General features: G+C 47.1%; 19 protein-coding genes and 1 tRNA gene. 8 read left to right on the plus strand and 12 right to left on the minus strand.

The features are described from left to right. Nucleotide 1: 1 nt before the first annotated feature. The 10 genes from ACO5GU_RS02965 to ACO5GU_RS03010 form a co-directional block, all read right to left on the minus strand. Nucleotides 2–1,228 (minus strand): FtsW/RodA/SpoVE family cell cycle protein, encoded by a 1,227-nt coding sequence (locus ACO5GU_RS02965; RefSeq protein WP_484820365.1) that lies wholly within the window; start codon nt 1,226–1,228, stop codon nt 2–4. Nucleotides 1,229–1,243: 15 nt separating this feature from the next. Further along, a complete protein-coding gene (mrdA, locus tag ACO5GU_RS02970; RefSeq protein ID WP_314007853.1) occupies nt 1,244–3,253 on the minus strand; it encodes a penicillin-binding protein 2 in 2,010 nt (669 codons plus the stop codon). Nucleotides 3,254–3,262: 9 nt separating this feature from the next. Continuing rightward, on the minus strand, nt 3,263–3,823 hold the full coding sequence (gene mreD, locus ACO5GU_RS02975; protein ID WP_484847675.1) for a rod shape-determining protein MreD: 561 nt from the start codon (nt 3,821–3,823) through the stop codon (nt 3,263–3,265). Between the two features lie 9 nt (nt 3,824–3,832). Then, a complete protein-coding gene (gene mreC / locus ACO5GU_RS02980) occupies nt 3,833–4,924 on the minus strand; it encodes a rod shape-determining protein MreC (RefSeq protein WP_484821266.1) in 1,092 nt (363 codons plus the stop codon). Between the two features lie 2 nt (nt 4,925–4,926). Beyond that, nucleotides 4,927–5,970 carry a rod shape-determining protein gene (mreB, locus tag ACO5GU_RS02985; protein ID WP_012808756.1) on the minus strand — a complete coding sequence of 348 codons (1,044 nt, stop codon included), beginning with the start codon at nt 5,968–5,970 and terminating at the stop codon, nt 4,927–4,929. 70 nt (nt 5,971–6,040) lie between these two features. Further along, nucleotides 6,041–7,444, minus strand: coding sequence for a tetratricopeptide repeat protein (locus ACO5GU_RS02990; RefSeq protein ID WP_484885118.1), 1,404 nt, complete (start codon nt 7,442–7,444; stop codon nt 6,041–6,043). A gap of 31 nt (nt 7,445–7,475) precedes the next feature. Further along, a complete protein-coding gene (locus ACO5GU_RS02995) occupies nt 7,476–8,015 on the minus strand; it encodes a peptidylprolyl isomerase (RefSeq protein ID WP_484885120.1) in 540 nt (179 codons plus the stop codon). A gap of 137 nt (nt 8,016–8,152) precedes the next feature. Then, nucleotides 8,153–9,274, minus strand: a complete 1,122-nt coding sequence (locus ACO5GU_RS03000; protein ID WP_484853975.1) for a zinc ribbon domain-containing protein — start codon at nt 9,272–9,274, stop codon at nt 8,153–8,155. Nucleotides 9,275–9,307: 33 nt separating this feature from the next. Continuing rightward, nucleotides 9,308–11,752, minus strand: coding sequence for an HAD-IC family P-type ATPase (locus ACO5GU_RS03005; RefSeq protein WP_484930047.1), 2,445 nt, complete (start codon nt 11,750–11,752; stop codon nt 9,308–9,310). 40 nt (nt 11,753–11,792) lie between these two features. Beyond that, nucleotides 11,793–11,869: transfer RNA gene (locus ACO5GU_RS03010), tRNA-Arg, on the minus strand. A 111-nt stretch (nt 11,870–11,980) separates the two neighbouring features. Between ACO5GU_RS03010 and aroB the strand changes: the two genes are divergently transcribed. Further along, nucleotides 11,981–13,060 (plus strand): 3-dehydroquinate synthase, encoded by a 1,080-nt coding sequence (gene aroB, locus ACO5GU_RS03015; RefSeq protein WP_484930049.1) that lies wholly within the window; start codon nt 11,981–11,983, stop codon nt 13,058–13,060. On the opposite strand, the gene ACO5GU_RS03020 is transcribed toward aroB, so the two are convergent. Then, the gene (locus ACO5GU_RS03020) at nt 13,057–13,683 is read right to left on the minus strand and encodes a bifunctional 4-hydroxy-2-oxoglutarate aldolase/2-dehydro-3-deoxy-phosphogluconate aldolase (RefSeq protein WP_484930051.1); all 627 of its coding nucleotides are present in this window, start codon (nt 13,681–13,683) and stop codon (nt 13,057–13,059) included. The two genes, aroB and ACO5GU_RS03020, sit on opposite strands and share 4 nt — an antisense overlap. A gap of 102 nt (nt 13,684–13,785) precedes the next feature. Between ACO5GU_RS03020 and aroA the strand changes: the two genes are divergently transcribed. From aroA to ACO5GU_RS03045, 5 genes are all read left to right on the plus strand, one after another. Next, nucleotides 13,786–15,066, plus strand: coding sequence for a 3-phosphoshikimate 1-carboxyvinyltransferase (gene aroA, locus ACO5GU_RS03025; protein ID WP_035427405.1), 1,281 nt, complete (start codon nt 13,786–13,788; stop codon nt 15,064–15,066). Further along, on the plus strand, nt 15,067–16,209 hold the full coding sequence (gene aroC, locus ACO5GU_RS03030; protein WP_484930053.1) for a chorismate synthase: 1,143 nt from the start codon (nt 15,067–15,069) through the stop codon (nt 16,207–16,209). Further along, nucleotides 16,202–16,474: a chorismate mutase gene (locus ACO5GU_RS03035; RefSeq protein WP_484810438.1), complete on the plus strand. Its 273-nt coding sequence runs from the start codon at nt 16,202–16,204 to the stop codon at nt 16,472–16,474. Before aroC ends, ACO5GU_RS03035 begins: the two co-directional genes overlap by 8 nt. Beyond that, a complete protein-coding gene (locus ACO5GU_RS03040) occupies nt 16,464–17,768 on the plus strand; it encodes a shikimate kinase (RefSeq protein ID WP_484930055.1) in 1,305 nt (434 codons plus the stop codon). Before ACO5GU_RS03035 ends, ACO5GU_RS03040 begins: the two co-directional genes overlap by 11 nt. 186 nt (nt 17,769–17,954) lie before the next feature. After that, nucleotides 17,955–18,845 carry a type II 3-dehydroquinate dehydratase gene (locus tag ACO5GU_RS03045; RefSeq protein ID WP_484930057.1) on the plus strand — a complete coding sequence of 297 codons (891 nt, stop codon included), beginning with the start codon at nt 17,955–17,957 and terminating at the stop codon, nt 18,843–18,845. Nucleotides 18,846–18,911: 66 nt separating this feature from the next. Here the strand turns inward: ACO5GU_RS03045 and ACO5GU_RS03050 are convergent, their stop codons facing one another. Next, the gene (locus ACO5GU_RS03050; RefSeq protein WP_484890418.1) at nt 18,912–19,493 is read right to left on the minus strand and encodes a 5-formyltetrahydrofolate cyclo-ligase; all 582 of its coding nucleotides are present in this window, start codon (nt 19,491–19,493) and stop codon (nt 18,912–18,914) included. Nucleotides 19,494–19,863: 370 nt separating this feature from the next. Between ACO5GU_RS03050 and pflB the strand changes: the two genes are divergently transcribed. Then, a complete protein-coding gene (gene pflB, locus ACO5GU_RS03055) occupies nt 19,864–22,020 on the plus strand; it encodes a formate C-acetyltransferase (RefSeq protein WP_484930059.1) in 2,157 nt (718 codons plus the stop codon). Nucleotides 22,021–22,085: 65 nt separating this feature from the next. Beyond that, a complete protein-coding gene (gene grcA3 / locus ACO5GU_RS03060; protein WP_035427399.1) occupies nt 22,086–22,337 on the plus strand; it encodes an autonomous glycyl radical cofactor GrcA3 in 252 nt (83 codons plus the stop codon). The last annotated feature ends 13 nt before the right edge of the window (nt 22,338–22,350 follow it).

Raw genomic sequence — 22,350 nt, forward strand, 5'->3', positions numbered from 1 at the left:
CTTATGCCGCCTTTGTTCTATGTCTGTAAACAGACTGGACGATTCCTACAGAAACGAGCTGAGCAATCATCGATGTTGATCCAAAGCTGATAAAAGGCAATGGAATACCAGTAATAGGCATGATACCAATACACATGCCAACATTCTGCAAAACCTGGAACGACCACATGGCCGCACAACCAACAAGTACCAGTTTAGAGAAGGTATTCTCGGTCTTCATGGCAAACAGAATGGTTGCAAAAATCATCCATGCAAAAAGTGAAAGCATAACGAATGCACCAAGGAAGCCAAACTCTTCCGAGAAGAGTGCAAAAACAAAGTCTGTGTGTGCCTCTGGTAAGAATCGTCCACTTGCCTGCGTAGCGTTACCTGGTCCTTTTCCAATAAAGCCACCAGAACCTACGGCAATCTTTGCCTGTTGCAGGTTATAGCCGTCTCCCGACGGATCAACAGAAGGATCCAAGAAGACGGTAAGACGCTTCATCTGGTACTCCTTAAGAATGTGAGGAATACCAGGAATCATAGAAGTCACAACAACAAGAGCAACAACAGCAATGAGCAAAAGAACGGTCACAAGAATCCAAGAACGTTTTGCACCAGAGCAAATGATGATGGTGGCTCCGATAACCAAAATAATCAGGCCAGTTCCCAGGTCAGGCAAAAGCATAATGGAGCCGAATGGAACCATCAATGTTCCACAAAGCTTTACATAGTCTCTAAGCGTTTCTACCTTACCGTTATACTGAGCACTCACCGAAGCCATAAGGAAGATTGTGACAATCTTTCCCAGCTCAGACGGCTGAAATCTAAATCCTACAAGTGGGATATTAACCCAACCAGTCATACCCTTAACCGAAACGCCAAAGCCGGGAATCTTAGGCAAAATCATCAATACAACTACGCCAACAATCAGCACATTTGTCATATTTGCAAGTGCTCTGTAGTCATAGCGCCACATAAGCGTGGCAAAAACAAGGCCCAAACCAATACCCAGAAGGTGCCTAGGAAAACTAGCTTCGGCAATGTTCATCGATGCGGTCCAGATAACCACAATGCCGATGAGGACGAGAAGTGCCGCGGGAACAAGCTGTGCTAGATAGAGATTACTCAAGATATTCTTACCAGTAAGCTTCTCTTTCTTGGCAAGACCGCCTGAAGGAATACCTCCACGTCTCCTAAAAGGTGAGTTCATTCTCTGTTTTGTAACTGCAGATGAATCAAGTGCCATGGGTTTCTCGCCTCCTTACCTACCAACATTGTCTGGCTGATTATAAATTGCGCCAAAGACGTCTCGAACAATATACATACCAGAGCTAGCACCAGCAGGTGCACAATCAAGGTTTGCAGCAATAACATACTGAGGCTTATCTGCAGGTGCATAGCCAACAAACCAACCAACGGGCTCGCCAATAGACTGCTGCTCAGCAGTACCCGTCTTACCACAAACAGTAACATCCAGATTAGTCCAGTGGATAGTCTGAGTAGCTGACTCCTCGTAGACAACGCCATACAGGCCGCGAGCAACAATGTCTCGGTGCTCGTCTTTTTCTTCTGGCGTCAGAATGACCTCGTTTTTATACTCAATAACAGAGCCATTGCCATTTCTGGCGTTAATACTCTTCAAAACATGTGGTTTATAAATTGGACCTCGATTTGCAATGCCACAATACGCATTTGCCATCTGAAGGCAGGTTACCAAAAGATCGCCCTGTCCAATTGCAAGGTTACAGTTGTCGCCACCCTGCCACTTACGAGCATCATCAGGTGAGCTAGTAAAGTAATTCCACTTCCACTCTGCATCAGGAACGCGGCCAGATGCCTCTTCTGGAAGGTCAATACCAGAAAGCGCACCAAGTCCAAAGGCACGGAATGTCTCTTGCATGCCCTCTGGATGATCGTTGTTATAGAAGAAGCCCTTACCAATCTCATAAAAAACAATATCGCAAGAGTTGGTAATACCGGTAATCAGATTAACGGTGCCGTGACCAGAAAGAAGCCAGCAGTGCATGCCGTACTGCTCGCCAAAACCAGTCCAGAAACCCGTGCAATACCAGCTGGAATTTCCGTCACAAATGCCGTATTTGAGTCCAGCAAAGGTAGTAAGTGCTTTGATGGTAGATCCAGATGGATACTGTCCAGCAATTGCGCGATTCATCAGCGGATAGTTTGCCTCTTCAGAAGAAAGCGTATCCCAGTCAGAACTGGAAATACCTCCAACAAACATTGAAGGTGAATACGTTGGATAGCTTGCCATGGCAATAACTTCACCGTTGGTGCAATCAAGTGCAACCACGCTTGCACTACGACCTTGGAAGTCTTGTGATCTAACTGTGTTGATAACACTGACAAGGGATGCTTCTGCTGCTTTTTGAATGTTTGCATCAATGGTCAAAACAACATCTGAGCCGCTCTGAGGAGCAATAGACGTTGAGTGAGATAAAACATTACCAGCAGCGTCAACATACACCGTTTGTTCACCACGAACACCCTGAAGAGCGGACTCGTACTGATACTCAACACCCGTTTGTCCCACGATATCGCCGTGGGCATACACAAAGCCGCCATCCGCAGTTTTACTGCTTTCAAGCTGCTCTTGTGTAACGGTTCCGGTGTAGCCAACAACATGAGCTGCAAGAGAACCGTTTGGATAGGCGCGCTGGGTGCGCTCCTCAATTGAAACGCCATCAAGCAATGCGCCATGAGCGTAAATGTAGGCAACTACGCGCCTAGAAACATCTACAGAAACCGTGCGAAGCGCTTGGGCGCCATCAGAGGTATCCATGATTTTTCTGCGCACCGCCAACATAGGCATGCCCAAAAGGTTAGCAAGAATCTGCAGTTTAATGTAGTCTTCTGCAACGTCTGCGCGAGCTACTACCGTTGGACTTGGCCTGTTAGTAACAATCTCCACGCCATTTCTGTCCAAAATACGACCACGAGGAGCTGCGGTAGTAACGGTGCGCGTACGGTTTCTCTCTGCTTGCTCGGTATAGTCAGCTGACGATAAGAGCTGCATGGTCCAAAGACGACCAATAAGCACTGCAAACATGCCGCCAACAGCAATTGCAAATCCGATAAGTCTGGACGAGAGGGTCTTCTCGGCAGAGCCGTCAGAACCACCAGACGCCTTGGGAGCACCGCCACCAATATCAAAGGTAAACGGCGAGTCTTTTCTACCAAAGGTGAGGTAAACAATGATCAAACCAATTGCTGCAACAGCGCAACAAGCAAGGATAACAAGGGTGAAATTCATACTAACCCCTTATTTAAGGCGCTGAGGAGCTCGGTGAGATCCGCGGTAGAGCGAAGTTCCACCCAAAGATGAATGAGACCTTTGAGAATGAGAAAGCACATAGAAAACAGGCAGCGCTGCCAAAATGGTAAACAACATGGTGGGGAAAGACTTAAACAGCAGCCCCTCAAAGAAGTTGCCACCAGAGCCAATCAAAGAATTAATGAGCTGATACATAAAGGTGACACCAAAAGTTTGAAGAGCAACAAAGCCCATAGAGGTACCAAAATTGCCAGAGATTCTGTCTCGTACCTCTTGGCCCATGAAATAAGAACTGACCACAAGCAAGAGTGCCATGAGGCCAATAGGATTAGGAGAAGTCAAATCATAGATAAGACCAGCAATAAAGCCGCATATCACGCCGGTTTTACCACCATATCTCAGCGCAATAGCTGCCGAGAAAATCAGTGCAAAATTGATAACTCCCCCACCAAAAGAAACCTGTGGTGTAAGCATAATCTGCAAAATGAAGCAAATAACAGCAAGAACGGCGATGCTGCGTGTGTTTTTATTTCTATCAGAAACCTGCATGCATCCCCCTTAATCTGTTCTTCCGCTGTTATGTTGTGTATTACCCGTTGGAGCAGCAACTGTTGCATTCTGCTGAGTGTTTGTTGTGTTGTTTGTTGAACCGCTGCCAGTTGAACCGCTCGATGAAGACGTAGAGGATCCGTCTTTTGAGTCTTTATCCTTACCGTCTGAATCAGTTGCTGTTGGAGTGTTTTGCTTATCTGCCTCTGCAATATCATCTGCGGTAGCTTTTTGCTCCTCAGAAAGAGACGTGATAACCATTACCTCCTCGTTAGTGCTGACATTTCCATAAGGCTCAACAACAATGGTGTAATAGAGCGATCCTGGAGCTGCCTCAACGCTGGTAACCTTACCTAGAGGAAGGCCCTTAGGGAATACGCCACCAAGACCGCTGGTAACAACTGTATCGCCTACGGCAACCTTCTGGTTGGTGTTGATGAGGTTAAGAGTAATCTGTCTTGACGCAGAACCCATAAGCATGCCTTGAGCTCGACTGCTTTGAACCATAGCAGCCACACCGCTCTTCTCGTCAGTGATAAGACGAACGGTAGAGGTTGTAGGACTACACTCAATAATCTGGCCGATAACGCCACCGCTATCAACAACAGGCATGCCAACAGCCAGCCCGGACGAAGTTCCCTTGTCAATCACGATGGTGTTATTGAACGAGTCAGTAGAACCAGAGATAACACGGGCGCCCGTGGACTGCAGGTTATAGGTATTTTTGAGGTCGAGAAGACCCTGCAGGCGCTGGGTGGACTGATTTGTCTCTTCTAGCTCTGCATTTCTTGAACGCAACTGCTCATTTTCTGCCTTGAGGTCAGAAAGCGTTTGCTGGTCTGCTGTTAAGTTACTAAAAATGTTACCAATGCCCTGGAAAGGCATGGCAATAGCAGAACCCGCCATTCTAAAAGGCATGGTAATAGTAGAGAACCCACCTCGAACCATCTCGAGCGGTCCTTCTGTACCCATACGAGCGCTGACCGTCAATAACACAATTGAAAGCAGCGAAAGAATAATAAAACTACGGCCACCCGTATGCTTATTATTGTTAGATCCAAGGCCTGTTGAAGCACCCTGGATCTGATGAGACAATGGCATATTTATTGGCCTGCACTCTGAACAAATCCACCGGACAATGCGTTAGCCTCAAGAACCTTTGCACAACCGGTAACAACATTTTCTAATGCGGTTGGGCTTACGTTAACGGGAACGCCAGTCTCTTCACGAAGTCTTTGATCAAGACCGCGAAGCATGCCGCCGCCACCGGTAAGCAAAATACCGTAGTACATAAGATCAGAGGCAAGATCTGGTGGAGTCACATCAAGCGCATCTTTGACAGCCTTGGTGACCTCGTCAAGAGGACGATCAAGGGCACGACGAATCTCTTCTGACTCGATACGAACAGTCTTTGGAAGACCGCTCATGACGTCACGACCGTTTACCTCAACGTCAAGCTCTTCTGCAAGAGGAGCTGCTGAGCCAACCTTAATCTTGATGTCTTCTGCGGTACGCTCACCAATAGAGAGGTTGTAGGCATCACGAACATGCTCAAGAATAGTTTGATCAAACTCGTCACCTGCAGTTCTGATGGACTGCGAGACAACAATACCGCCCATGGAGATAACAGCAACCTCGGTAGTACCGCCACCAATGTCTACAACCATAGAACCTGTAGGATCCTCAATTGGAAGGTCTGCACCAATAGCTGCAGCCATAGGCTCTTCAATCAAGAATGCCTGGCGAGCGCCTGCCTGAATAGTTGCTTCAAAAACAGCGCGTTTCTCGACAGATGTAACGCCAGAAGGAACGCAAACAACTACGCGTGGACGTGGTGACCAAGGATATTTGCGCTCACGAGCCTTCTCGATGAAGTAACGAAGCATAACCTCAGTAACGTCAAAGTCTGCAATGACGCCGTCTTTAAGAGGGCGCTCAGCAATGATGGAGCCAGGGGTACGGCCAATCATACGCTTTGCATCAGCGCCAACGGCCAGAACGCGGCTCTCGCTTTTATCGATTGCAACAACCGATGGCTCATTGATGACAATACCCTGACCACGAACTGCAACAAGGGTGTTTGCAGTTCCCAGATCGATGGCTAGGTCTCCGCCATATTCTCCGAAGAGCGAATCGAAGATAGACATGATATCCAATCAAACGTGCTACGCGTGTGCGTAATTATCCTGCAGAAAGAACGGTTAAAACAGTTTAGTACTAGTTACCAGACTTTGAAGAGCTGGAGGAACTATTAGAGGAATTTGAGGAGTTAGATCCATTAGTTCCAGAGGTAGTTCCCGAATTAGAGCCGTTAGTACCAGAAGTTGTGCCGGAGTTCTGATTATTCTGGCTTACGTATGAAGTGGTAACGCTTGCAACCTTCCAGCCAATACCATCACGGACAAGCTCAATGGTGTAGTCAACGTTGCCGCCATTAGAAAGACTGACAGAAGCATTAACTGTAGAGTGAGTCATGCTCTGGTCGACACCGTTAATGGTAACAGCGGAGCTTGTTGGCAGGCTGTTGGAAATCTGCTGAAGCGTTGTGCTAGAGACAGAGCTAGAAACATAGCGGCCAATATCGGTGCCCTGTGCCTTAGCATTGAAAATATCCTGAACAACAGACTGCTGGGTTGGCCATCCGTAGCCACGATAGTAAGCATAACCAGCGCCACCAACAGCTAAGATAAGCAAAATAAGAATAGTGATAAAGACCTTAAGGCCGGTATGGCGATGCTTACGCCTAATCTTCTTGTCCTTCTTATCCTGCTCAATAATCTCCTGCTCAGTAATCTGGAAGAAGCCAGTGTCTTCTGCAGAAGGGATGAGCTCGCCGGACATACCTGTAGGATCCAGTGGATCGTAGGCACCATAGCCAGCTGCCTGAAGGAAGGCATCAGTCTCAGATGGCTTGCCAGAAGCCATTGCAGTAATAGCCTTGCGAGCTGCATCAAAAGCAGACTGCTGCTGATTAGACAGAACAAAGCTGCCATCAGCAGTAGCGTGAGTGAAGGCATCAACTGCCTCAGACATACGATTAGCTGCAACGTATGCAAGACCAAGGTCTGCATAAATCTTATTGGAATTATCCAAAGGATTAGCAAAATCAAGAGCGGTACGATATGCCTCAACTGCATCAACAGGTCTGTTCAGACCCATGAAGCATGCACCTAGGCTGCAAAGTGCTGATGAAGGATTAGGGTTCTTCTCGTCAACTGCAGCGTTTCTGTAAGCAATGCCGGCGTTGCGAATATCACCGATTTTCTCGTATGCAGAACCAAGAGCAAGCTGTGCCTTATAAGGAGTTGCGTAAGAGACGTCCTGGACAGCGTTAGTAAGGGCAGCAATAGCCTCCTGTACCCTACCAGCAGCCAGAAGTGCGCGACCCTGATTAGTAGAGAGAGCGCCAACCTTGCCGTAGGAAGCGTCAGCAAGAGCGGACTTGTAAGCAGAAGCTGCGGAATCAAACTGTCCAAGCTTCATATAAGCGTTTCCAAGAAGGTGGTCAATCTGACCGTTTACCTCGCCTGGCTCTTTAGCCACATCAAACTGACTGATAGCTACAAACCAGTCGCCCTTATCATATGCAGATTTACCTAACTCAAATGCCTGTTGATTCACAATATCCTCCAAGAGTCTGTGCGACTTGGCTTTAAGCGTTTTCAATTCTAATGGAATTGACGATATCGCCAACCTTTAACTGGGAAATGACATCCATTCCCTCGATAGTTGTGCCAAATACGGTGTATCCAGAATCCAAGCCATGCTGTGGACCAAGACAGAAATAGAACTGAGAACCTGCGGAATTTGGATCTTGAGAACGAGCCATAGCAAGGGCACCGTCAACGTGAGAGTTGTTAGGATTTGTGGTGAACTCCTCTTTGATGCGATAACCAGGACCACCGGTACCAGGAATTCCGTCAGGACCAGGGTTGCCAAACACAACATCCTCAACACTCATCTCGCGAGTGTTTGGGTCTCCACCTTGAACTACAAAACCAGGAACAAGACGGTGGAACTTGGTATCGTCATAGAAGCCAGACTCTGCAAGCTCGCAGAAGTTTGCCACATGAATAGGTGCGCCCTTACCGTCAAGCTGAACCTTAATGATTCCCTTGTTGGTATCAAAGACGGCAACCTCAGTACCAGCAACCTGGCGCTCTGGTGTATACAATGGATCAAGTCCAAACATAATTCCTCCAAGCTTCTTTACATCTAAGAGAAGAAAAAACGCGAGAAACCCTTAGTAATAAAGAACTTCTTTTCTAACCTAATTATTTTACCAGTATGATGAGATTTTTGAAATTAAAGCAGCTGAACGGTAGAGATTTACTGCTTTTGTGGCTTCCAATTCACGTAATTTTCATCAAAAAGTTTCTGGTATGAGCTGGAGCCGCTGGAGTCTCTGATGTTATCAACTGGCGCCAAGATGTTGTCTTTGTCCTGAGAAGGATTGTTAGAAGCAACTGAGCGCTTCCATCCCTCACTCAAAGCATCGGAGCGATTACGAAGCCAGTTACCCAGCTTAGTGAGATTTTCAATAGTCTGACGATAGTTTCCGTTGGAGTCATCAAGACTAGAAAGGTCAGAAATAACATTACTAATATCCAGCGAAATCTGCTCTGCTTCCTGTTGAGCATCAGCGCGCTCCTGATCAGAGCCAGTAATGGCAAGCTGATCAAAGGTTTTCTCGTTATCATCAAGGCGCTTTGAGAGGTCTCCAAGCTTCTGATAATCACTATCAAGTGCGTCAAAAACAGCATCTGAACTTGTGTTTTGCTGAGTTGCACTAGTGTCTTGACCTGTGAGATGCGTAACAGGAGTGGTAGTAGGAGTAGATGAGACTGGAGCGTCAACCTTTGCTCGATTATCGGTTGCCTGTGGGTCCCATGGGTGCGTAATGATAAAAATAGCAGCTACTACCAGCGTTGTGACAAGAAGCGCTGAGAGCAGAATAACGCGTGTGCGAGGGATTCCTTCTGCCTCAGGGAGGTTCTCTTTTGAAGGCTCGGAAGGAATTGCAGACTCAAAACGAGGAGCTGGTCTACGACTTACTGAGGCAAACGCGCTGGTGGCATCTGGGTCAGCGCTGTCGGCTGGCATTTGCTGCAAAACAGTAGAATCTGCTGCAGCAGAAGATGCTGCATGAGGGTCTGAATCTACGAGTGGATCGGGTTTCTCGCCAGGCGCTGGAGCGGCGTCAATCTCTGGGAGCGAGATATTGCGCGTGGGCCTGATGGCTCGAGCGGGACGAGCAGCGGGCACCGCCTGTGGCAGAGGGAGACCGCATTTGGGGCAGCTTTCTGCGGCGGCGGCCACCAAGGCACCACAATGGGGGCACCAATGAGCTTGAGTAACAGGAATCCTTTGGGTCAAACTTAGATCAATCTGACAATGAGGGCAGGTTAAAGCCCCCTCATCGACCTCAGATCCACAGTTTGGACAACGCATACACCCTCCACAACTCTTTGCTTGTGCTTCAGTTTAATCGTTTATATCAGCAGAAGAGCTATAAGTTGACTTTCCTCCCATTAATCTCACAACCAGGTCAAAGAATCGATCCTTTGTATAGTTGTGAGTGTAGCGCTCGGAAATTCTGTTGAAGATAATAACGGAAATCACCAGACAAATTGCCAAGTACGGCAAGATGCGTGGGGTGAGAGGTGCAATACGGAAGAAGTCCTGAGCAACCGTACATCCGCCAACAACAATGGCAATGCATACAACAAGAAGCGCAATGCGGAGCTTGGTGAGCGGCAAAGAAATCCTTCTGAGCAGCGCAAAACCAACTGTTGCGGTAGTGATAAGCGCCATCGTAGACACCTGAGACAGGTTCAACTTAAACAGATGACCTGCAGTCATAAGAAGCGCAAGCATGATAGTTACCGCAATAGAAGCAGGTAGTGACTTGCGCAAAATGTTGACCAGGAAGTTGCCCTTTACGCGATCGTGATTTGGCTCAAGCGCCAACACAAACGATGGCAGGCCAACGGTTGCAAATGAAAGCAGCGACATCTGAACAGGAATAAAGGGGTATGGTGGCGCAATAATGCAATAGAGCGCTAAAGCCGCAGTATAAACCGTCTTTACAAGAATGAGCGCAGCAGATCGCTGGAGGTTGTTAATAGAGCGCCTTCCCTCGGCAACAACTTCTGGCATATGGGCAAAATCGTTGTCTGCCAGAACAATCTCTGCAACATTTCTAGCCGCAGCAGAACCAGAAGCAACAGAAATAGAACAGTCCGACTGCCTCAGCGCCAAGATATCGTTGACGCCGTCGCCGGTCATGGCAACAGTGTGGCCAAGATTCTGGAGTGCAATAACAAGCTCGCGCTTCTGCTCTGGCGTAACGCGACCAAATACATGGTACTTCTCGACAGCCGCAGCAATATCTGCTTCTGAGTGCAGCGTAGTAGCGTCTACCCAACCGTCGGCATGAGGGACACCCGCTCGCTCAGCAATAGCGGAGACAGTACGAGGGTCATCGCCCGAAATAACACGCAGGTCAACGCCTTGTTCAAGGAAGTATGCAATGGTTTGTGGAGCGGTCTCTCTAATCTGATCCCTAAGTACTACGTAACCTAGGAGCTGAGGAGTTCCCTGGAAAGTATCATTCTGGTCAAATCCATCAACGCTACAGGCAACCAGCACGCGTTCAATGGACGCAAACGCATCGGACGACGCAATAACGTCTGCTGCCTCGGGACCAAGCACAAACTGAGCAGCACCGATAACAAATGCCTGTCCGTCCTCAGTGACGCAGCCAGAGTACTTTCTCTTGGAAGAAAACGCCACAACGCGAGAAGGACGTTTACTTTGAATCCCCTGCTTGGATGCGTACGCAAGGATTGCTGTAGCCGTATCGTTAGCGTCATCTTTGTTTGCGCCGACAACGTTTACAGCCGCTTGCAGAGCTCCCGCAGCCTCAGTAATTGGCGTAAATGAAGCATCCAAAACACGAGCAACTTCCATGTTTCCCGTGGTGATAGTACCTGTCTTGTCCAAACAAAGGGTATCTACGCGTGCCAGCGTTTCAATGCAGTATTGCTGCTGAACCAAAACATTTTTCTGGCCAAGCCTAATGGTTGCAATAGCAAGAACCGAGCTGGTGAGAAGAACGAGTCCTTGAGGAATCATGCCGATAACGGCAGCAATCATCGAAAGAAGCGCTTCATTCAAATCCGCGTTACCAATGAAATAGGTACGAACAAAAAGACCAATACCCAGCGGAATCAATGCAATGGAACCTGCGCGAATAATCGACTTAATGGTGGTAAGAATCTCTGAATTGATCTCTTTTACAAACTTAGCTTCTGCGTTAATACGCGCGGCATAGCCTTCCTGACCTACACGGCATACCCTACCAACAAGACTGCCCCTCTCGACAAAACTACCAGAGAGAAGCTCGTCTCCCGTGGTCTTTTGCACGGGCTCTGCCTCACCAGTTAGAAGGCTTTCGTCAACGCTTACGTGTTCTGACACAAGAATACTGTCAGCAGGAATTTGATCGCCCGTCTTCAAGCGCACAAGATCATCGATGACAAGCTCGTCTGGTTTGATAAAGGTATCTTTTCCGTCACGAATTACACAAACACTCTGAGCTGTCATAAGAGACAGACGGTCAATCATGCGTTTTGCGCGAATCTCTTGCACAATACCAATGACCAGGTTTGCAAGAACTACGGTCATGAACAGTGCATTTCTGTACTGTCCCGTTACAACAACAAGCAGCGCCATCAAAACATTAACTATGTTAAAGAGCGTAAAGCTGTGCTCTGCAATAATCTGAGCAATAGATTTGGTTTTGACGTCTGTATTAGTATTAACTTTACCTGTAGAAACTCTTTCTGCAACTTCTTTTGACGTCAAGCCTTCATACGTTTCTTCAAAACGTTTGCTACTCTTGCCTTCAGTACCCTGCAATGACATATAAACAATCTCCAGTCAGTGATGGCCGGTTTTTTGCACGTGGTGACCCCGGTGGGTTTCGAACCCACGACCTTTTGCTCCGGAGGCAAACGCTCTAATCCACTGAGCTACGGAGTCATGGTGCATAAGTATACCCCAGCCTACTTACTGCCTTTTGTAACGGTTTGCGTAATTTTCTTCTGGTATTTTCCCATGCTAAAATGAATTCAACCAGCAAATGAGGAGTTCATGAATACTATTTCTGTTGACCTAACATCCGACTCATATCAAATTCATGTAGGGCATCACCTGCTTACGCAGGCTGGTAAGCTCATTCATTCCTGCACCTCAGGGTCAAAGATTCTTGTGGTCACTCATCCAAATTTGAACAAGCTCTTTGGCGCAGAACTTCTCGCCTCGTTAGAGTCAGCTGGCTTTTCTGTCACAACTGCCGAAGTTCCCACAGGTGAGCACGCAAAATCATTTGAGTCATATCAAAAGCTGGTAAGCATCCTTGCAGAAAACCGTTTTACGCGAGAAGACATTATTGTGGCTTTTGGCGGAGGTGTTATTGGTGATCTTGCGGGATTTGTTGCAGCAACCTACATGCGAGGTTGTGCGCTCGTACACATCCCCACCTCTCTTTTGGCAATGATTGACTCCTCAATTGGTGGAAAAACTGCCATTGACCTACCGTTTGGGAAAAATCTGGTTGGAGCCTTCTATAACCCCAGGGCGGTTATTGTTGACCTTGAGCTGCTGAATTCTATTCCGACTCCCCTCTTGCAAGATAGCTGCGGAGAGCTTATTAAATATGGCATTCTTTCTGGACATGAGCTCTTCAATAAAATCTCTTTGGCGAGAAAACCTATGCAGGTCATCGACGTACCGCATAGGCAAGAACTCATTCAAGCGTGTATCGAAATAAAAAAATCAATCGTTGAAGCAGACTTCAAAGAAGCAGGGTCGAGAAAATTGCTCAATCTGGGCCATACACTTGGCCATGCTATTGAGACGCTCAGCAACTTTGAACTAGGACACGGCTCCTGTGTGGCTGCTGGAACTTCCCTGTTGGCAAAAGCCTGTTCCAAGCTTGGTCTTTGTTCTGTTGAAGACGCTAAGAACATCGCCACACTCACACAAGCTTATAGCCTTCCTACCAGCACTTTATTTACTGCCGATGAGCTTTACAGCGCAGCACTTCATGACAAGAAAAACCACGCAGATTCAATTGATATGGCGCTTATTTATGGCATTGGTGATGTTCGCATTGAGCGCAAGTCATTTGCAGAACTTAAACAGCTGATTGAGCTAGCAAAAGAAGACTAACGTCCTAGACACTCCAACTCTTCTGCAAGCTTACGTACTGACTCGTTTAGGGCAGTCTTGTCTTCAGCCAGGATATCGTTTTTGTTGAAGATGCCGTTAGCAGTTCCTACATAGGCATATCCACCAGCAAATACCTCAGCAATAGTATCTGTTGTAACGCCACCAACCGCCATAAGCGGTAAGTTTCCTAAAGGCTCGCATACCTTTTTAGCGTACCCATAACTAACCTCATTTGCGGGGAATACTTTGACAATATCTGCACCAAGAGCAAATGCATGAGCAATCTCTGTTGGCGAAAACGCTCCCGGAACACTCAAAATCTCATGCTCTTTGCAGTAGTCAAACATCTCTTCAGAGAGCAGCGTTGGTGATAAAACAAACGTTGCGCCAGCTTTATGAGCTGTCCGCAGATCTTCAAGAGTAAGCACGGTACCAGCACCAATATTGATATCAGAGCTATATTCACTGGACAGCTTCTGAATTAACGAGGCAGCTTCTGGAGTGTTCATGGTTACTTCAACGTTATGTACAGGAGAATCAACAAGAACCTCAACGACAGCTTTAACCTGATTGTACGTATAACCACGTAAAACCTGAGTTACGGCACTAAAAGGCTTATTCACTTGCTTCCTCCTTTAATCTTCAAACAATTTTAACCATATCCTTCTCTGACACTCAACTGCGGTATTCTTACATCAAGCAATTAGTTATGGAGCGTGTGAAAAATGGATGTTTCAATAACTCCTCATGATTTGTTTGGAACGGTAGAAGCCATCCCGTCAAAATCATGCGCTCATCGCGCGCTCATCTGCGCTTCATTTGCAAACGGCACCACCAACATTACCTGTCCTTACACATCAGAGGACATTCAAGTAACTGTTGATTGTCTTAAAGCTTTAGGCACCACTATCGCTAGAACTAAACAGGGATTTAGAGTTGTCCCTGTAAAAGAGCAAAACCGCCCTCAAAACGTGCAGCTTAACTGCAAAGAATCTGGCACCACGCTCAGGTTTTTACTCCCCCTTCTAGGCGTGCTAAACGTAAACGCCACAATTTCTGCAGAAGGAAGACTCTTTTCTCGACCCCTAGAGCCGCTTGTCTCAGAACTCTCTGCCCATGGTATGTCTTTTAGCTGGCAAGACGAGAAGATCCTTGAGGTTTCAGGCAAACTTATTGGCGGTTTATTTGAGCTACCAGGAGATATTTCATCTCAATTTATTTCTGGACTTTTGCTGTCATTACCTTTGTTAAACGTATCTTCAACACTACAGATTACAGGGTCCATCCAGTCAAAAGACTATCTGGCTATCACAGAGCACGTATTGAAAGACTTTGGCGTTACTACTGTATTTGATGCAAAGAATGCCACCTATACCATTGAACCTCAACACTACGTTTGTCCAGGCGTTTATTCAATCGAAGGAGATTGGTCAAACGCTGCACCATGGCTTGCTGCGGGAGCAATTGGACAAGGCGTAGAGGTCACAGGACTCTCCATGCAAAGTATCCAGGGAGACAGAGCTATCTTGGCCGCGTTATCGCTTGTGGGCGCACGTGTTTCTCGCCAGCAAAAGGGTGCAGCTTGTATGATGGATCACCTGCGGCCGTTTACCATTTCTGTCTCCGAGGTGTGTGATCTTGCCCCGGTACTTGCTGCATTAGCTGCGTTTATCCCTGGAACAAGTAGGCTTACCAATATTCAGCGCCTTCGTCTTAAAGAGTCCGACCGCGTTCAAAGTATCTGCAACGTACTTAAGGCATTTGGTGTGACCGTTGAACTCTCTGAAGATCAGACAGAACTTGGTATCACAGGAGGAAAACAGCCCATCAGCTGCATTGTGGACTCATGCAATGATCATCGCATGGTGATGATGGCAACTATTTTGGCTTCGTATGCAACAGGTCCTGTTGTCATCACCCATGCCGAGGCAATCAATAAGTCGTATCCGCTCTTCTTTGAGCACTTCAAGCAGCTTGGCGGCGTCTGCCACAGTATGGAGTCATAAATGATGACCTCAACTTTTGGGACAACAGTAAAAGTATCTATTTTTGGCGAGTCTCATGCTCCAAAAATCGGCTGCTCAATTGAAGGTTTACCTGCTGGTTTTACGGTTGACCTAGCCGCTCTCAAAGCATTTCTTCAAAGAAGGTCACCATCGCATCCATGGGATACTCCGCGTAAAGAGACTGATGATCCACAGTTTGTCTCTGGAATTTCAGCAGAAGGCATTCTAGATGGCTCCCCGCTCACGGCGGAGCTACCTAACACAAGCGTTCGTCCACAAGATTACGCAGCTACAAAGCTTGTCCCACGACCAGGACATGCCGATTTTGCTGCCTGGGCAAAATGGGGAGACTCGTACAAGCAAACGGGTGGAGGACATTTTTCTGCTCGCCTCACTGCTCCTCTCTGCATTGCAGGAGGCATAGCGCTCCAGATTTTGCAAGCTCAAGGCATAACTATTGCCGCTCACGTTCTCAAAATAAAGGACGTCAGCGATACTCCCCTTGAGCTCGTAGACAACTCACTTGAGGCCAACAAGCTACTTGCTTACCAAATGGATCAGCTGCTCCAAACTGCTCCTCAAGAGCTTCCCTTCCTCGATGTTCAAGCTGGCGAGAAAACCCGCGCACTCCTTACACAGCTGCGCTCAGAGAAAAATACCGTTGGCGGCATAATCGAGTGTGCAGCAACGGGCGTTCCTGCAGGTATTGGATGCCCTCATTTCCACGGACTAGAAAATACCATCTCTGCTGCAGTCTTTGGTGTTCCCGCTGTTAAAGCCATAGAATTTGGTAGCGGAATGGAAGTTGCTAATCTCCTTGGCTCTGAAAATAACGATGCTTACGAAGTGCGTAACGGCTCCGTTATGCCAACCACCAATCACGCCGGAGGCATCCTTGGTGGAATCTCAACAGGCGCTCCCATCTGGTTTAGATGTGCATTAAAACCTATCTCGAGCATTGGTCTACCACAGAACTCAGTAAACCTTCAAACTATGGAACCAGAGCAGCTTATTGTTCGAGGCAGGCATGATGTAACTGCAGTTTTGCGCGCTGTTCCCTGTGTTGAAAGTGCTTTTGCGCTAGCCCTTCTCGACACCTTATATTCCTGGCCCTCTGAGCAGAACGGATATAACAATGACTAATCAATTAGAGACGCTTCGCCAGGAAATCGATTCAATTGATGCGCAAATCTTTGGCCTCTTTGAGCAAAGGATTACGGTTGCCAAACAAATTGGTGCTTACAAAAAAGAGCATGAGCTCGCCGTTCTTGATTTCTCAAGAGAAGATGCCAAAAGAGAACAGGTTAAAGCCACTGTTTCGAATGAACTTGAACCGTATGCTTTAGAGTTACTTGAGGTTTTGATGAAAGCTGCAAAGGCAGTTCAGGAGACACCTCGTGAGCTCTAAAACTGTACAACAAGGTTCAAGTAACCCTACAGCCCCTCTTGCTCCTTACGGCCTTATTGGCGAGAAACTCACTCATAGTTGGTCGGCAGAAATTCATGAAAAGTTGGGATCATTTCCCTACCAGCTTCATGAGCTTTCTGCTTCTGAGCTGAAGGGTTTTCTCAAAGACCAACCTTGGCAGGGTTTGAACGTTACTATCCCCTACAAAAAGGATGCCTACGCTCTTGCGGACTCAGTTTCTGAGGATGCGCAAGCTGTAGGAGCGGCAAATACACTGGTAAAAGATGCTAATGGTTTTATAGCAGCAGACAACACCGATGTATATGGCTTTGAGTCTCTGATTAAAAGCCTCAAGGTCAACTTGAGCCAAAAGAAAGCAATTGTCTTTGGGGCCTTTGGTGGCGCTGGTCAGGCAATTTGCTATGCGCTCAAAAAAGGTGGTGCATATGTTGCGGGAGTCTCCAGGAACCCTCACGAAAGTTCTTCATATGTTGACTGCGCAATTACCTATGACCAGCTTAAACTCCACTATGACGCTCATCTTCTTGTCAATGCAACGCCAGTAGGAATGTTCCCACATGCTGGTGTTTCTCCTCTTTCAAAAGAGGAACTTTCTGCTTTTACTTCTCTACAATGCGTGATTGATCTTATCTATAATCCACTGCGCTCTCAGCTTCTACTTGATGCAGCTAGCCTTGGACTGCAAAACGCAAACGGACTAAAAATGCTAGTAGCGCAAGCAGCTAAAGCCAGTTCACTGTTTCTGGGCACAGAAGTATCAGACTCTCAGATAGAAAACATCTCGCGTGAGCTTCATGCTTCAAAAGAAAACATCGTGCTTATTGGTATGCCGGGAGTTGGAAAAACCTCTACGGGAGAAGCTCTAGCAAAGCTCTTGAATCGTCCCTGGATAGACACTGATTTTCTCATCAAGCAGAAAGCTCACTGCGAAGCGGCAACCTACCTACAAATACACGGTGAAGCAGCATTTAGACATCTAGAACATGAAATAATTCAAGAGATTTCCAGCATGAATGGTGCGGTGATCTCTTGTGGAGGTGGCGTAGTTGTTACACCTTCAAACTACCAAGCGCTCCGTCAAAACGGCAAGCTTGTCTACCTTACGCGCCCGCTTGAAGACCTGGCTATTGCAGGAAGACCACTCTCACAAAGTGTTGGCATACAAGAACTTGCTGCAGTACGTATTCCGCTCTACGAAGCATGGGCTGACGTAACCTTTTCTTGTCTCGGTAGTCCAGACGCAGATGCCAAGGGTCTTCTCGACACACTTTAAACATAACAGTAAGCGTTCGCAGTTATTTTTTAACCGTTCACCGGATGGTTCGTAGATTTTGAATTTTGGCACGTTAAAGCCCCTATACTTATGCCTCGTAGGTGTGTATTCATAAGACTACGAGAATGCTAGACCAAGTCAAACGGTTAAGTGTTTGATATGTGGTTATACTTGGGGAGATATCCAATGGACGGCAATGCTATTGCTCACGAGATCCTAAATGCAATAGGCGGCTCAAAAAACTTAACTCACAACGAAGTGTGCATGACACGACTTCGCCTTTCCATCAATGATATGACGCTTATCGACCATGAACAGTTAGCCACTGCTACTGGCGTTCTTGGTATTGTGGGAAAGGGATCAAACGGTCTTGAGGTAGTCTTTGGCCCCAATCTTGTTAGCCAGGTAAACGATGCCCTTAATCACATTTTGGGTGAGCCAGAAAAGACTTTTTGTTCGTTAGATGAGAAGCGAGCAGATCTTCCCACTCAACACAACGAAGAGGTAGATGAGCTCATCTCTTTGCTTGCTCAAAAAAATACCCTTGATCAAGACGAAGAAGACTTTGACAGCCTTGCCTCTGACTTAGACGCAGACGACTTTGAAGACAACTATGAGGATGACCTCGACGCTCCTCGCCTACTCATAATCAACGGCCCAAACATCAACATGCTGGGCATTCGTGAGCCAGAGATTTATGGAAAAGCTGACTACAGAACCCTTATAGAAACTTGTAAGGAAGAAGCCCTCTCTCAAGGTTTCTCTGATTGTGTGTGTTATCAATCAAACCATGAGGGTGATCTAGTTGATGCAATCCAGGATGCGCTGGGCAGCTACGATGGCATTATTATCAATCCTGCCGCCTATACGCACACCTCAGTTGCCCTGCTCGACGCGGCACTAGCGGTGCAAATTCCCATGATTGAGGTACATCTTACTGACATCTCTACCAGAGAAGACTTTAGGCACATTTCTTATATAAAAGATGCATGCTTTGCTACAGTTGCTGGTAAAGGAATTGACAGCTACAGGGAAGCAATCCAACTGATGGCGGCTCATCTCAAAGATGAAGCATAGTCAGTTGCTTATAACCACTTGGCGAGAAACACAAACCTGCTGTAATGCTAAATTGCAGCAGGTTTTTTATGCACACGTAAGTACCTCTGACTCGGTTATCACCACATCTACGGCAACATCAAATGCTGTATGAGGAAGCGTTGTCCGACTCAAACTTTGCTGGTAAGCAAGACAAATTTTCTTGCCAGGGTACGTAGACAAGAACCGGTCATAAAAACCAGCACCATAACCCAAGCGATACCCCTTTGTATCAACAAGAAGCGCTGGAACAATGCAAATCGAATTGTTCTTCTGGTCCTCAGTTACAGCAGGCAGCTCTTTTGCTGGTTCTAACAAGTTAAATGGTGCCGCTACCAGCTGCTCCAATGAAGCGATGGCAACAAACTCTAAACAATGTCCAGGTAGACAACGAGGTACCGCCACCGTTTTCCCATCGCGTAGAGCACACTCAATAAACATCCTGGTAGAAACTTCAGATGAAACAGAAACATACGTTAAAACAGTAGTTGCTTCTGCATATTCAGAGGTTGCAAGAAGTTTCTGAGTAATGCGATTATCAAGCACGGACCTCTCTTGCTCAGAAAGAGCTTCTCTTGCTGCTAGATGTTCTTCTCGCAAACGTTGTTTTTCTAATGCCGCAGTATCCATAAAGCCTCCCCTCTAGCTAAGAATAACAACATTTTTGTGGACATTTGGAGAAGAAACAGACACCTGTCGCAATAAATGTGACTAATTCTCAACAATTTTTATATAGCTTTCTTTTTAGCAAATTTCTGACCTGCGCAAATGTAAACCTTTTCTAACTTGTCAAAATATTGCGTATTTGTCACTTGTTTGGCACTACATATTGAGTAAAGTTAGAGGTCGCAACTAATATTTGACGTCATTTGTCCAAAGACATACCTGCTGTCAAAATTAGTCTCAAGATTGCTATTTGTAAACTGCTGAGCGGCCATGCTCCACTCAACACGCTCAGCATGAACATGGACTCAAAAATCCATGTAAAAAGGAGTGTGTTATGCAGGAAACACCAGCACAGGAGGCTTGGGACGGCTTTGTCGGTGGTAACTGGCAAAAAGCAATTGACGTCCGAGACTTCATTCAGAGGAATTACACCCCTTACGATGGCGATGATTCCTTCCTCGCTGGTCCAACTGAGGCTACCACAAAGCTTTGGGCGGATGTTATGGATCTCTTTGCTCAAGAGACCGCAAACGGTGGCGTACTTGATATGGATACCAAGCAGGTTTCCACTATCACTTCCCACGAGGCTGGCTACATTGATAAGCCACTTGAGCAGATTGTTGGTCTTCAAACTGACAAGCCACTAAAGCGCGCCCTTATGGTAGACGGTGGCATTCGTATGGCAATGGCTGCTTGTAAGGCCTACGGCTACGAGGTTGACCCAGAGATTGTTGACTTCTACACCTATCGTCGCAAGACTCACAACGCTGGCGTATTTGATGTCTACACCGAGGACATGCGTAAATGTCGTCACTCCCACATCATCACTGGTCTACCTGACGCATATGGCCGTGGCCGTATCATCGGCGACTATCGCCGCGTTGCTCTCTACGGTGTTGACGCTCTTATCGCCGATAAGACAAATCAGAAAAATGGCACCAGCACGGTCATGGACGAGAAAACCATTCGTCATCGTGAGGAGCTTTCCGAGCAGATTCGTGCTCTTAAGGAGCTCAAGCAGCTTGGTGAAATTTATGGTTTTGATTTGAGCCGCCCTGCAGAGAATTTCAAAGAGGCTGTTCAGTGGCTCTACCTGGGCTATCTTGCTGCTGTTAAAGAGCAGAATGGCGCTGCAATGTCCATTGGCCGTAACACCACCTTCCTGGACATCTATGCAGAGCGCGATCTTGCTCGTGGTACCTTCACTGAGTCTGAGATTCAGGAGATTGTTGACCACCTGGTTATGAAGCTCCGTATGGTCAAGTTTGCCCGTACTCCTGAGTACAACGAACTCTTCTCTGGAGACCCTCAGTGGGTTACTGAGTCCATTGGCGGCATTGGCATTGATGGCCGACCCATGGTAACCAAGTCCAGCTTCCGTTGGCTCCACACTCTTGAGAACATGGGTACCAGCCCAGAGCCTAACCTGACCGTTCTGTGGTCCACCAAGCTTCCAGAGGGCTTCAAGCGCTACTGTGCAAAGATCTCCATTACCACCAGCTCTATCCAGTACGAAAATGACGATCTTATGCGCGTCTATCATGGCGATGACTACGCAATTGCTTGCTGCGTCAGCTCCATGCGTGTTGGTAAAGAGATGCAGTTCTTTGGTGCTCGCGCAAACCTTGCCAAGTGCCTGCTTTACGCAATCAATGGCGGCCGTGACGAGAAGACCGGCGAGCAGATTGGTCCTAAGTACCGTCCAGTTGAAGGCGAATACCTTGATTACGACGATGTCTTCTCCAAGTATATGGACATGATGCGCTGGCTTGCAGGCGTTTACGTCAACGCTCTTAACGCAATCCACTACATGCATGACAAATACAGCTACGAGCGCATCCAGATGGCTCTGCACGATGAGCATGTTCACCGTTGGTTTGCAACAGGCATCGCAGGCCTTTCTGTTGTTGCTGACTCCCTCTCTGCAATTAAGTACGCAAAGGTAAGGGTTGTCCGCGATGAGACCGGCCTTGTTACCGATTACATCACTGAGGGTGACTTCCCTAAGTACGGTAACGATGATGACCGTGTTGACACCATTGCTCATGACATCGTCGAGATCTTCATGAACATGATTCGCCAGAACCACACCTACCGTGATTCTGTTCCAACCACATCTATCCTGACCATTACCTCTAACGTTGTATATGGTAAGGCTACTGGTAACACCCCTGACGGCCGCCGCGCTGGCGTTCCTTTTGCTCCTGGTGCTAACCCAATGCACCACCGCGATACTCACGGTGCCGTAGCATCCCTGGCATCCGTTGCTAAGCTTCCATTCAACGACGCACAAGACGGTATTTCCAATACCTTCTCAATCATTCCTAACGCTCTTGGTAAGGGCTCTGACGTCTACTTCCACGGTAGCGAGCTAGACCTTGAGCACATCGACTTCTCTGATATGAACCTTGATATTCAGATTGAGAACAAGATTGATTGCGCCTGTGAGGCAGACCCATCCGCAGCTGAAGGTGCTGAGGATCGTAAATAACAAGCCCTGGCGAGAAGATCTATCTACACGTTTCTTCTCGCCAACAAACTCGTAAGGAGAAACACATGCAATCCAACGAAGTAGCATCCGAGCAGATTGACAACCTGGTAAACATGATTGATGGCTATGCCGAGAAGGGCGGTCATCACCTCAACGTTAACGTATTTACTAAGGACACACTTCTTGATGCTCAGGCACACCCAGAGAAGTATCCTCAGCTGACCATTCGCGTTTCTGGTTACGCTGTTAAGTTCAACTCCCTTACCAAAGAGCAGCAGGACGACGTTATTTCTCGTACCTTCCACGACGCTCTCTAAGGATTTCTTGTCC

The sequence above is a fragment of the Lancefieldella sp. genome (genome assembly GCF_057237245.1).